Here is an 11,689-nt window from a genome sequence, read left to right as displayed (position 1 = left end):
GACAACGCATGAGTCAGAAGTTGCAAGGCAAAGTCGCCATCGTCACCGGTTCCGGCCGCGGTATTGGTCGCGCCATCGCCCTCAAGTTCGCCAGCGAAGGCGCCCGTGTGGTGGTCAACGACCTTGACCCGGCACCGGCCGCCGAGGTGGTGGCCGAGATCCAGGCCCTGGGCGGTGAGGCCGTGGCCTGGTGCGGCAACGTGGTCGCACCAGGCTTCGCCGAGGGCTGCGTGAAAACCGCCCTGGAAGCCTTCCAGCGCATTGACATCATCGTCAACAACGCCGGCTTCACGTGGGACAACGTGGTGCAGAAGATGAACGATGAGCAGTGGGACGCGGTAGTCGACTGTCACCTCAAAGCGCCGTTCATGCTGTTGCGCGCTGCCTATCCGTACATCCGCGAGGCCAGTAAGGCCGAGGCCGAGGCTGGCGAAGTGGTGTATCGCAAAGTGGTCAACATCTCCTCGGTCGCCGGGACCCAGGGCGCGGCGGGTCAGGCCAACTATGCCGCCGCCAAGGCGGGCGTGGTCGGCCTGACCAAAAGCATGGCCAAAGAGTGGGGACGGTTGAATGTCAACGTCAACTGCGTGGCATTCGGCGCCATTGAAACACGCCTGACGCAGGCCACCACCGAAGAGAAAACCGTGCAGGTCGAAGGCCGCGACATCAAGGTCGGCGTTCATCCTGACCGCATCGCCGCCGCCTATCGCGACACGCCGTTGGGGCGTTTCGGTACCCCGGAAGAAGCGGCGGGCTCGGTGTTCATGTTCTGCATTCCCGAATCCAATTTCGTCAGCGGCCAGACCATCATCTGCGGCGGTGGCCGCGGTGGCTTCTGAGCCCACGCCAAAAAGGCCAGCCTGCGCCAGCGCAGGCTGACATCTCTATCCAAGGACAACAACAATGAAAAAACTTGAAGGAAAAGTCGCGCTGGTAACCGGTTCCGGCCGTGGCATCGGTCGTGAAGTCGCTCTGCAATTGTCCGCCTACGGCGCCAAGGTGGTGGTCAATGACCTTGACGCCGCACCAGCCGCAGAGGTGGTGGCTGAAATCCGCGCCAGTGGCGGCGATGCTGTCGCTTGCGTCGGTAGCGTGACCGCACCGGACTTCGCCGAACGCTTCGTCAAGACCGCCGTGGACAGCTACGGCGGTATCGACATCATCGTCAACAACGCGGGCTACACCTGGGACAACGTGATCCAGAAGATGAGCGACGAGCAGTGGCACGCCATTATTGACTGCCACCTGACCGCACCCTTCCAGATCCTACGGGCCGCACAGCCGGTCATCAGTGCCGCCGCCAAGCAGGAAGCTGCCGAAGGCCGGCAGGTCATGCGCAAGATTGTCAACATCTCCTCCGGTGCTGCGGGCGGTAACGTCGGCCAGAGCAACTACTCCTCGGCCAAGGCCGGCATCATGGGCATGACTAAGACCCTGGCCAAGGAGTGGGGACGCCTTAAAGTCAACGTCAACTGCATCGCTTTCGGCCATATCGAAACCCGTCTGACCGTACCGTTTTCCGGCACCGAGAGCGCCACGGTGAGCATCGAGGGCCGCGAAATCAAGGTCGGCATCAGCGAGGCGCTGGTGGAGCGCGCCAAGAGTGGGATCCCGTTGGGCCGCCCGGGTACCGCGCAGGAAGCCGCAGGCTCTGTGGTGCTGTTCTGCCTGCCGGAATCTGATTACTGCTCCGGTCAGGTTCTGTACTGCGCTGGCGGTCCGCGCTGACGCTGCCTTGCCGCCTGGCCCGGAAAGGCCAGGCGGTGTTTGCAGGGCGCGGCCCTATCAGGAGTTGATATGACCAACAGCACGCCACGTAGCACTGCACGTACTTTGCTGCATACCCGCTGGATCGAATGCCGGGGCTATCTTCGCGATGATGGCCTTTACGATATCGAAGGACGTCTGCAAGACCTGACCAACGCGGCTACCGACCTGCCGTTCCACCCCGTACCGCCCAGCGGCCACATTCACGACATGCACCTGGTGATGACCATCGACAGTGACCTGTTGATTCGTCATATCGAGGCGCGCATGCCCACCGGCGCCAGCCCCTTCTGCCCCGACGTGGTTCCGGCTTACCGGAACTTGACCGGGTTGCGCATCGGACCGGGCTTCATCAAGGCGGTCAAGGCGGTGGTCGGCGGAGTGTGCGGCTGTACGCATATGACCGAACTGCTTGAGCGCATGGCCAAGACCGCGATGCAGACCCTGTTTTCCACCTATCGCCGCCAGGCCAGCGAACGTGCCGCCAGAGGCGAGCAGCGCCGTCCTGCGGTACGGCCCTGGGTGATTGGTACCTGCCACGCCTACCGCGAAGAAGGCGAAGCCGTCCGGCTGCTCTGGCCCGAAGGCCTGCCCGATGCGACACCCCATTGAGCCCACTGTGATTGCGAGGAGGTCCCATGACAATTGAACTGCCCCCTGAACACCGAGAAATACGTGACGCCATTTTGCGCATCTGCGAGCGTTTCGACGCCGACTATTGGTTGGAAAAGGACCGTCTGGGTGGATTTCCCAGCGATTTCCACCAGGCCTTGGCCGAAGATGGTTGGCTGGGAATCTGTATTCCGGAAGCCTATGGTGGCTCCGGGCTGGGCATCACCGAAGCGACCGTAATGATGCAGGCCATCGCCGAATCCGGCGCCGGCATGAGTGGCGCCTCCGCGGTGCACATGAACATCTTCGGCCTCAACCCAGTGGTGGTCTTCGGTACCGAGGCGCAAAAACAGCGCATGCTGCCGCCGCTGATCGCCGGGCAGCACCGCACGTGTTTCGCGGTGACCGAGCCCAACACCGGCCTCAACACCACCCAATTGAAAACCCGTGCTGTGCGCGATGGCGATCACTACGTGCTGCACGGCGTGAAGACGTTCATTTCCACCGCCAGCGTGGCCGAGAAGATGCTGATCTTGGCGCGCACTACGCCGTTGGAGGAAGTGCGCAATAAGACCGAGGGCTTGAGCCTGTTCTACACCGACTTCGACCGGCGTTTCATCGAAGTCCACGAGATCGAAAAAATGGGGCGCAAGGCGATCGACACCAATCAGGTGTTCATCGACGGCCTGCGGGTGCCCAAGGACGATCTGATCGGTGAGGAGGGCAAGGGTTTCCGCTACATCCTCCACGGCATGAACGCCGAGCGCATTCTGGTGGCGGGTGAGGCGGTCGGCCTGGGCCGGGCCGCGTTGGCCCGTGCGACTCAGTACGCCAAGGAGCGCGAAGTGTTCAATCGGCCGATCGGCCTCAATCAGGCGATCCAGCATCCGCTGGCTGAACGCTGGATGGAACTTGAGGCTGCGAACCTGATGACGTTGCACGCTGCCGCGCGCTTCGATCGCCAGGAGGAGTGCGGTGTGGAAGCCGGCGCCGCCAAGTACCTGGCCGCCGAGGCCGGCTACAAAGCCTGCGAGACCGCGGTAATGACCCACGGTGGCTATGGCTACGCCAAGGAGTATCACGTCGAGCGCTATTTGCGCGAAGCGCTGATTCCGCGGATCGCCCCGGTCAGCCGTGAGCTGATTCTCTGCTTCATTGCCGAGAAAGTACTCGGCCTGCCCAAGTCTTACTGAGGAGCACCCAATGAATAGCCCGAGGGCACTTTCCCTTGAACTGGATATCTATTGGGACGACCTGAGCGTCGGCACCTGTTTTCGCAGCGGCAAGCGCAGCGTGACCGAGGCTGACCTGGTCAATTTCACCAATCTGACCTGGCTGACCGAGGCACTGTTTACCAATTCAGATCCACAAGACCGGGCCCAGATGGCAATTGCCGGGCGGGTGGTGCCGGGCGGGCTGGTCTACACCTACGCCGAGGGGCTGATATCGTCCTCATTTCAGGCTGCAGGTCTGGCGTTTCTTGGCGCTGAGCTGCAGATGCACGGGCCAACCCTGGTGGGCGATACGCTGCGGGTGGAATGCGAGGTAATCGAGTCCCGCTTGACGTCCAGGGGCGACAGAGGGCTGGTGCGCACCCGTAACACGGTGGTCAACCAGCGCGGCGAAACCGTGCTGGTGTACACGCCGCTGCGCATGATGCGCCGTCGCGCTGAGTGATCAGGCGCCGATCCGTGACTGAACACCCTGTTGGGGCTACCGTTGTCGGCAGCCCCAACCGCGCTGTGGGCGATGGTTCAGGCGTTGCCCATCACCCCGGTCGCGCGCCAATGGCTGATATCGGCGCCGCTCAGCCAGCCTTCCAGGGCACTCTCGATACCCGCATAAGTGGCTGCCTGGGGCGCTGTGGGATGAGCTTGCGGCGTACGGTTGAAACGCGGTGCGGGGGCCGGTTGCGATACACCGTCTACCTCGATGAAGGTGCCACGTGCTTGCAGATGCGGATGCTGCGGCGCCTCTTCAAACGACAGTACTGGCGCGAAGCACACATCGGTACCTTCGAGCAATTCGCACCAGGCCTGGCGGTCACGGCGGCGAAACGCCTGGGCGAAGTATTCGCGGGCCTTGGGCCAGTTGCGTGGATCGTTTTGTTCGCCGATGTCGCTCGGGTCGATCTCCAGGTAGCGCAGCAAGTCGGCGTGGAAGCGTCCTTCGATCGGTCCGATGGAGACCAGCAAATCGTCACGGCAAGGGTAGACGTCGTAGAAGTAGGCGCCCGAATCAAGCACATTGCTGCCACGCTCCGGACGCCATTGGCCGCTGGCCGCGAGGCCGTAGAACAGGGTGGCCATGGACGCCGCGCCATCGACGATGGCCGCGTCCACTACCTGGCCAAGCCGGGACTGGCGTGCCTCGAGGATCGCCGCCAGCATGCCGATGGTCAGGTACAGCGCACCGCCGCTCATGTCCCCCAGCAACGCCAAGGGTACACTGGGCAGTTGCCCCTGACGCCCGATTGCATTGAGCACACCGGTCAGTGCGATGTAGTTGATGTCGTGCCCGGCCGCCTTGGCCAGTGGGCCGGTCTGGCCCCAGCCGGTGATGCGGCCATACACCAGGCGCGGATTGACCGCGAGGCATTCGTCGGGGCCCAGCCCCAGGCGTTCGGTAACTCCGGGGCGAAAGCCTTCGATCAGGGCGTCGGCGTCTTTGAGCAGTTCAAGCACCAGGCGCACCGCCTGTGGGTCTTTGAGGTCCAGGGCGATTGCCTGGCGATTGCGCAGGGTCAAGTTGTACCTCAAGGGTTTGCTCACACCGAGCTCCACCGGCTCGCGGCGCTCGATGCGCAGCACGGTAGCGCCGAGATCCGCCAGCATCATGGCAGCCATTGGCCCGGGACCTATCCCGGCCAGTTCGATGATCTTAATGCCAGCCAAGGGGCCCATAGTCACGTCGTCCTAAATGGTCGAAAGGATGGCGCCCACCCGCGTGGGTACCGTGGTTGGCTTCAATGTGCAATGCGCTGATCGATGGGTCCAATACTGGATTCGGATCGGCCGATACCTCTATGCAAGGGCTCTTTCTATGGAACTCCGCCAGCTCAGGCAGCTACTGGTGCTCGCCGACACCCTCAACTTTCATCGCGCCGCGGAACGCCTGCACATGGCCCAGCCGCCACTGTCGACGTCGATCAAGAAGCTGGAAGGCGAGCTCGGCCTGTTGCTGTTCGAACGCCTGCCCAGCGGCCTGCAACTGACGACAGCGGGTCATACCCTGTTGGGCCTGGCACGGCGGACCCTGTTTCATGCCGAGGAATTGCGTCGTACTGCCCGCGAGCTGACACTGGGGGAGCAGGGGCAGTTGAGGTTGGGTTGCGTAGGTTCGGCCTCTCACGGACTGCTGCCGCAGATTCTACGGGAGTATCGCAAACGCTTCCCTCAGGTCGGACTGTCGCTGGAGGAGTCGTCTACCAGCGATTTACTGCGCCGTCTGCAGGAGCACTCGCTGGACGTGGCCTTTGTGCGTTTTCCGGTGCTGCTTACCAGTCCGGCAAGCATCACCTTGCTCAAACGCGAACGCATGATGCTCGCCGTACCGGCTGATTCGGTGTTCGCCGGGCTTGGCGAAGTAGCGTTACAGGCCCTGGAGGACCAGCCATTCATCATTTACTCCCGCACCCGCTCATCGACGATGCACCTGCTGACACTGCAGGCTTTCCAGCAGCTGGGCGTACGGCCGCGGATCATCCAGGAGGCGGTTCAGGTGCAGACCATGTTGGGGCTGGTGGAGGGAGGGGTGGGCCTGGCCCTTGTGCCGGAGTCCGCGGCGCGCTTGTGTGGCGAGGCATTGCGCCTTGTGCCATTGGTCGCCGGCAACGACGTTTTTCAAGTGGGGACCGCAATGGCGGTGATGCCTGAGGCGATTACTCCCACCGCTCAGCATTTCATCGATCAGGCGCTTGTCGTCGCCGGTATTGGCTGAGAGCTGTCCAAACAGGTGATGCCAAGCGCGGCCATGGCCTGGATCTGGGCATCGTCATAGCCGACTTCGGCGAGCACTTCCTGGCTGTGCTCGCCTAGGCGCGGGGCGGCGCGTCCAGGCTGTGGTTGGGAAACGGACCAGCGCGAGGGCACTGCCATGGACAGCACTTGGCCTTCGCTCGGGTGCTCGATATGTTCGAAGAAGCCTACGGCCTGCAGGTGCGGGTCCTGCAACAGCGATTCCACGGTGTGCAGGGGCATCACCGGAATATCCGCCTGTTCCAGCACTGCGCGCCAGTGGGCGGTGGTTTGCGTAGCGAGGATCTGCTCAACCAGTGCGTACAAGGCGTGGATATGCTCGGTGCGTCGGCCGATATTGGCAAAGCGCGGGTCTTGCTCCATCAGGCCGGGTTTACCGGCCAAAGCCAGAAAGCGTCGCCAGTGCTGGTCGTTGTAAAGCATCACGCACAGATAACCATCAAGCGTCGCGTAGGGCCGGCGATGCTCGTTGAGCAGGCGCGCGTAGCCTGCCGGGCCTGTCGGCGGGTCGAAGCTCAAGCCACCTAGGTGGTCGCCGAGAACGAACTGGGCCATGGTCTCGAACATCGGCACTTCGATGGCCTGGCCCTGACCCGTGCGCTGACGGTGAAAGAGGGCGGCCGTCACTGCGTTGACCGCGCTCATGCCGACGATGCGGTCGGCCATTGCGCAGGGCACATAACGCGGTACCTCGGCACCTGCTTGCAGAGCGAGGGTAGGCAAGGCTACCGCACCCTGGATCAGGTCATCGTAGGCCGGCTTGGCGGCATAAGGACCTTGCTGGCCATAGCCGTAGACCCCGACGTAGAGGATACGTGGATTGACCGCCGCTACACTGCTATGGTCAAGGCCAAGGCGTGCCATAGCTTGCGGGCGGACGTTGTAGATCAGTACATCGGCGCTGGCAGCCAGGCGTAGCAATGCTTCGCGGCCCTGTGCCGACTTAAGGTCGAGAACCACACTGCGTTTACCCCGGTTGGCCTGCAGAAATACCCCTGCCATACCTGGGTGACGGGCGGGCCCGATATTGCGCACCGTGTCACCGCCGGGGGCTTCCACCTTGATCACCTGCGCGCCCAGGTCGCCGAGCAATAGTGTGGCGTAGGGTCCCATCAACACGCTGGTCATGTCGATAATGCGGATACCAGCGAGTGGACCGCTCATCAGCGTAGTTGCCAAGCAAGGAGGAGAGTGACGCAGGACATTTGGCAGGTTCCTGAGGGGGTGTGAGGATCCTAGGGACGGCCAGCGAGCCGAGGAAATACTTTTTTTGTCTCGCTCCATACTAATCGCGTATCGGCATTTGCCCGGAACTCGCTTTAAACTGCAGCTACATAAGAACGAGAAAGCCGTATGTCTGATTCCCCTGCGCCCGGCCAGCGTGCCCATTCCTTCCCGGAGCACCTCGCCCAATCGATTCCCGATACCAAGGTCGTGCCGCCACGCGGCGCGCGCCGTATGGTGCCACGGGAATCCTTGCTGGCCCGCCTGTTGGAGGCTCGGCGCCAGCGTTGTGTGGTGATCCAGGGACCGGCCGGCTCAGGTAAGACCAGCACGCTACTGGCCTGGCGCCGCGCACTGTTGCCGCTCAATTTCGAGGTCGCTTGGTTGTCGCTGATGGCCGAGGACAACGAGCTGACGCGGTTTGCTGATTGCTTGCTGGCTAGCCTGGCCGAGGTCAGCCCCGAGCTGGTCCGGGAAGCCAGTCTTTTGCTCGGGCGCGACAGCGACGAACTGGCGCTGGAAAACTGGGCGATCACCCTGGCTCAGGGACTGGCCTCATGGCAACCAGCCCGCGACCTGGTGTTGATGGTCGATGACCTGCACCACCTGGAAGAACCGCGCTTGCTGCTGCTCCTGCAAAACCTTCTGGAATACGCCCCAAGCAATTTTCATCTGGTGCTGGGCACACGCCATCCGGTGGCGCTGCCGCAACTGTTGGCGCGCCTGCGCACTCAAGGCCTGCTGAGCGAATTCGACCTGCGTGACCTGCGCTTCAGCCTGGAGGAGTCGGCACGCTTTCTGCGCGAACAGTTCGCGCAAATTGACCCGCATGAAGTCGAGCGTCTGCACGCTCTGACCGATGGCTGGGTCGCCGGCTTGCAGTTGTTCGCGCTCGACCTCAAAGCCAAGCAGGGCAACCACTTCCTGCCAGTGGAAATGCGTGACGCCAGTGCCTTCGGCGACTACTTCGAGCGCGAAGTGTTGACCCGCCTTGCCAGTGAGGATCTTGCTGCGCTAAGCGTGGCGTCGATTTGCAACCGTTTCTGCGCCTCGCTATGCGCGACGCTGCTGGGCGCGCCGCAGTCCCTGCCGAGGATACTGAACCGCCTGGCACGCCTGGATAACGGTGATCTGTTCATCACACAGGTCAAGAGCCATGACCGGGAAACCTGGTACCGTCTGCATCCGCTGCTGCGCGAGGTACTGCGCGCCCGCATGCCGCAACAGGGGGCCGATCTGCAAGCGTTGCATGCCATCGCTCGCGACTGGTTCTACTGCCGCGGCCATGTCGACGAGGCGGTGCGCCATGCCGTGCAGGCAGGCGATCCGCAGGTTGCTGCCGATATCATTGAAGGCTGCGCGAGCGAACTGCTTTCGCGGGGCAACTTGGCGCAGTTGTCCGGTTTGCTGCGGCGTCTACCGGACGAGGCATTGAATCAGCGTCTGGGCCTGCGCATTCTGATGGCTCATTTGCAGCTTTATGCACGCAATTTCGCTGAACTGCAAAAGAACCTGGCGTACCTGGAGGCCCAACGCCAGCGTCTGGAACCTCAGCAGTGCCATGCGTTGACGCTGCTGTATGCCGAAAGGGCTCTGCACCTGGACGACAGCTTGACAATGGAGCGGCTGGCGCCGGCGCTGCAGGCTATTCCCGAAGATGTCGACGACTTCATTCACACCGGGCGGGCGATCAACCTGGCCTGGCTGGCGATGTATCAAGGCCAGTTCGAGCAGGCCCGGGCGATTCTGGAGGAAAGCGACCGGCCGGCAGGTTCGCCACGACGCAGTCTTATGGCACGCTGTCTGGCTGGCATGAGCCAAGCCATGGAAGGGCGCCTGTACCAGGCGGAACACATTTTTCGGGATGTTCTGGAGGAGGCGCAGTGTCAAGGCGCGGGCTATGTCATCGTTGCCGGGATGGCCGCTGGTTTACTGGCGATCTCGTTGTACGAGCAGAACCAGTGCGAGGCCGCGCTGCAGATGATGGAGCCGCGCCTTGCTCTGCTAGAGCGCATCTCCATCCCCGACACGGTGTTTCAGGTGCTCTGCGTGCGTGCCGAAGCCCTTTGGCAACTGGGTCGCCGCGATGCCTCCGACGCCTGCCTGGATCGGCTTGAGACCTATGCAGAGCGTGACGGGCTCAAGCGCCTGCTGGCCTATGCACTGTTCCTGCGCCTGCGGCATCAGTTGCTCAGAGGGCAGACAGAACTGTCCAAAGCCAGTTTTGCGCGCTTGCAGGCACTTGACGCTAACTCGCTATTGCAGGGCATGGATGCAGAAGTGCACATGCTGGTGGAGCGCGCCCGACTGATGGTGGCCCTGAGCGAAGCGCGCTGGACCGAGGTGGTGAGCACTGCCATGCCGGTAATACGTCTTTCCCAGGAACAAGGCCGGCTGCGTCGAGTGGTGGCCGTGACGCTGCAGTTGGCCCTCGGCGAACGTGGCGCCGGGCAGGCGGATGAGGCGCTGCAACATACCTTGGAAGCGCTGCGCCAAGGGCATCGCCTGGGCTTGCACCGCAGCTTGCTGGATGTCGCACCGCAGGTCACGGCACTGATTGAGGAACTGCGGGGCACAACCGCGCTGGATCCGGTCCTTGATCGCTACGCCCAGCGCCTGCTGGGCCTGGGCGAGGAGGTGGAAAAGCGCGACAGCAGCTTAGCGCCGGACGCCCCTTTGGGCGGCTTGCGTCAGCGTGAAACCGAAGTACTCGAATTGGTGGCGCAGGCGTTGCCCAACAAGAAGATCGCTCGTGTGCTCAATGTCTCGCCAGAGACGGTCAAATGGCACATGAAGAACATCTTCCAGAAGCTCGGGGTCAACAGCCGCGACGAGGCAATCGCTTGTCTGCGCGACCTCAAGGCGGCGCGCGCGGAGCGCGATTAGGGCGATAGCCGGGCCATGGGCAACCGCGTGGCCGCAGCCAGCGGTTGCCTGCGGGTCACAGGGTGCGGGCGATCAGCTCTTTCATGACTTCGTTGGAGCCGCCGTAGATGCGCATCGGACGGGTGTTGATGTACAGCCGGGCAATCGGGTACTCGAGCATGTAGCCATAGCCACCGTGCAGTTGCAGGCACTCGTCGATGATTTCGCAGGCTTGGGTGCTCACCCACCACTTGGCCATGGCGGCGGTGGTCGAGTCGAGTTCGTGGCTGATCATCTTGGTCATGCACTGGTCAACGAAGGCGCGCGCGACACTCACCGTGGTTTGCATTTCCGCCAGTTTGAAGCGTGTGTTCTGCATGTCCAGCAAAGGCTTGTCGAACACCTTGCGGTCGCGCGTGTAGGCGATGGTTTCCTCCACGGCGCGCTCCATTGAGCCAAGCGCATTCATGGCGATGAACATACGCTCTTCGGGCAACTGCTGCATGAGCTGGACAAAACCCTGCCCCTCTACGGCGCCCAGCAGGTTGCTCACCGGCACACAGACGTCGTCGAAAAACAGCTCGGCGGTGTCCTGGCCTTTCTGGCCGATCTTTTCCAGGATCCGTCCGCGCCGGAAGCCCGGCAGGTCGGCGGTTTCCAGCACGATGATAGAGATGCCCTTGGCGCCCAGGCTCGGGTCAGTCTTGCACACCAGCAACACCAGGTCCGCCAGATGGCCATTGGTGATAAAGGTCTTGGAGCCGTTGATCACATAGTGATCGCCATCGCGCAACGCTTTGGTCTTGATGCGTTGCAGGTCCGTGCCGGCGCCCGACTCGGTCATAGCGATAGCACAGACCAATTCGCCTGTGGCCATTTTCGGCAACCACTTTTGCTTTTGTTCCTCGCTGGCATAACGCAACAGATAGTGGGCACTGATAGCACTATGGACGTTAGTACCGATGCTGGTAGCGATGGCGCGTGCCAGTTCGTAACCGACCACGGCATTGAAGGCATGGTTGCCACCGCCGCCGCCATACGCCTCGGGAATGGCCGGGCACAATATGCCGAGGCTCCCGGCCTTAAGCCAAGTGGCGCGGTCGACATGCTGCTGTTTGGCCCAGCGCTCTTCATGGGGCACCAGCTCTTCTGCAGCAAAACGACGCACGCTGGCCTGGAACATCGCCAGGTCTTCGGACATCCAGGACGGTCGGTATTCGCTCACGGGTAATCCTCGCTCTCAG

10 protein-coding genes are annotated in these 11,689 nt (G+C 62.5%); 7 read left to right on the top strand and 3 right to left on the bottom strand.

Features of this window, described 5'->3' with window-relative positions; genetic code table 11:
• The first annotated feature begins 8 nt into the window (after positions 1-8).
• The 5 genes from ACVWSC_RS14015 (at position 9) to ACVWSC_RS13995 (ending at position 4,056) form a co-directional block, all read left to right on the top strand.
• Positions 9-839 (top strand): SDR family NAD(P)-dependent oxidoreductase, encoded by an 831-nt coding sequence (locus ACVWSC_RS14015; protein ID WP_442114183.1) that lies wholly within the window; start codon positions 9-11, stop codon positions 837-839.
• Between the two features lie 64 nt (positions 840-903).
• On the top strand, positions 904-1,728 hold the full coding sequence (locus ACVWSC_RS14010; RefSeq protein WP_442114182.1) for an SDR family NAD(P)-dependent oxidoreductase: 825 nt from the start codon (positions 904-906) through the stop codon (positions 1,726-1,728).
• A gap of 69 nt (positions 1,729-1,797) precedes the next feature.
• A complete protein-coding gene (locus tag ACVWSC_RS14005) occupies positions 1,798-2,379 on the top strand; it encodes a DUF2889 domain-containing protein (protein ID WP_442114181.1) in 582 nt (193 codons plus the stop codon).
• 26 nt (positions 2,380-2,405) lie between these two features.
• Positions 2,406-3,572 (top strand): acyl-CoA dehydrogenase family protein, encoded by a 1,167-nt coding sequence (locus tag ACVWSC_RS14000; protein ID WP_442114180.1) that lies wholly within the window; start codon positions 2,406-2,408, stop codon positions 3,570-3,572.
• Positions 3,573-3,582: 10 nt separating this feature from the next.
• The gene (locus ACVWSC_RS13995) at positions 3,583-4,056 is read left to right on the top strand and encodes a MaoC family dehydratase (protein ID WP_442114179.1); all 474 of its coding nucleotides are present in this window, start codon (positions 3,583-3,585) and stop codon (positions 4,054-4,056) included.
• Between the two features lie 77 nt (positions 4,057-4,133).
• Here the strand turns inward: ACVWSC_RS13995 and ACVWSC_RS13990 are convergent, their stop codons facing one another.
• The gene (locus ACVWSC_RS13990) at positions 4,134-5,282 is read right to left on the bottom strand and encodes a CaiB/BaiF CoA transferase family protein (RefSeq protein ID WP_442114178.1); all 1,149 of its coding nucleotides are present in this window, start codon (positions 5,280-5,282) and stop codon (positions 4,134-4,136) included.
• A 139-nt stretch (positions 5,283-5,421) separates the two neighbouring features.
• Here ACVWSC_RS13990 and ACVWSC_RS13985 point away from each other — a divergent pair, with 139 nt between their 5' ends.
• The gene (locus tag ACVWSC_RS13985) at positions 5,422-6,318 is read left to right on the top strand and encodes a LysR family transcriptional regulator (RefSeq protein WP_442114177.1); all 897 of its coding nucleotides are present in this window, start codon (positions 5,422-5,424) and stop codon (positions 6,316-6,318) included.
• Here ACVWSC_RS13985 and ACVWSC_RS13980 read toward each other — a convergent pair.
• Complete coding sequence (locus tag ACVWSC_RS13980; RefSeq protein ID WP_442114176.1) at positions 6,288-7,520, bottom strand: CaiB/BaiF CoA transferase family protein; 1,233 nt, start codon at positions 7,518-7,520, stop codon at positions 6,288-6,290. The genes ACVWSC_RS13985 and ACVWSC_RS13980 overlap by 31 nt on opposite strands.
• A 189-nt stretch (positions 7,521-7,709) precedes the next feature.
• Here ACVWSC_RS13980 and ACVWSC_RS13975 point away from each other — a divergent pair, with 189 nt between their 5' ends.
• A complete protein-coding gene (locus ACVWSC_RS13975; RefSeq protein WP_442114175.1) occupies positions 7,710-10,466 on the top strand; it encodes a LuxR C-terminal-related transcriptional regulator in 2,757 nt (918 codons plus the stop codon).
• 55 nt (positions 10,467-10,521) lie between these two features.
• On the opposite strand, the gene ACVWSC_RS13970 is transcribed toward ACVWSC_RS13975, so the two are convergent.
• Positions 10,522-11,646, bottom strand: a complete 1,125-nt coding sequence (locus ACVWSC_RS13970) for an acyl-CoA dehydrogenase family protein (protein WP_442114302.1) — start codon at positions 11,644-11,646, stop codon at positions 10,522-10,524.
• Between the last annotated feature and the right edge of the window lie 43 nt (positions 11,647-11,689).

This window comes from Pseudomonas sp. NUPR-002 (assembly GCF_056322725.1).
Note: the sequence above shows the minus strand (reverse complement) of the source record. Positions and strands in the feature narration are given on the sequence as shown.

Bases quoted from the DNA above. Each gene is read 5' to 3' on its own strand.
- ACVWSC_RS14015 (WP_442114183.1), top strand. From the start codon at position 9: ATGAGTCAGAAGTTGCAAGGCAAAGTCGCCATCGTCACCGGTTCCGGC.
- ACVWSC_RS14010 (WP_442114182.1), top strand. From the start codon at position 904: ATGAAAAAACTTGAAGGAAAAGTCGCGCTGGTAACCGGTTCCGGCCGT.
- ACVWSC_RS14005 (WP_442114181.1), top strand. From the start codon at position 1,798: ATGACCAACAGCACGCCACGTAGCACTGCACGTACTTTGCTGCATACC.
- ACVWSC_RS14000 (WP_442114180.1), top strand. From the start codon at position 2,406: ATGACAATTGAACTGCCCCCTGAACACCGAGAAATACGTGACGCCATT.
- ACVWSC_RS13995 (WP_442114179.1), top strand. From the start codon at position 3,583: ATGAATAGCCCGAGGGCACTTTCCCTTGAACTGGATATCTATTGGGAC.
- ACVWSC_RS13990 (WP_442114178.1), bottom strand. From the start codon at position 5,282: ATGGGCCCCTTGGCTGGCATTAAGATCATCGAACTGGCCGGGATAGGT.
- ACVWSC_RS13985 (WP_442114177.1), top strand. From the start codon at position 5,422: ATGGAACTCCGCCAGCTCAGGCAGCTACTGGTGCTCGCCGACACCCTC.
- ACVWSC_RS13980 (WP_442114176.1), bottom strand. From the start codon at position 7,520: ATGAGCGGTCCACTCGCTGGTATCCGCATTATCGACATGACCAGCGTG.
- ACVWSC_RS13975 (WP_442114175.1), top strand. From the start codon at position 7,710: ATGTCTGATTCCCCTGCGCCCGGCCAGCGTGCCCATTCCTTCCCGGAG.
- ACVWSC_RS13970 (WP_442114302.1), bottom strand. From the start codon at position 11,646: ATGTCCGAAGACCTGGCGATGTTCCAGGCCAGCGTGCGTCGTTTTGCT.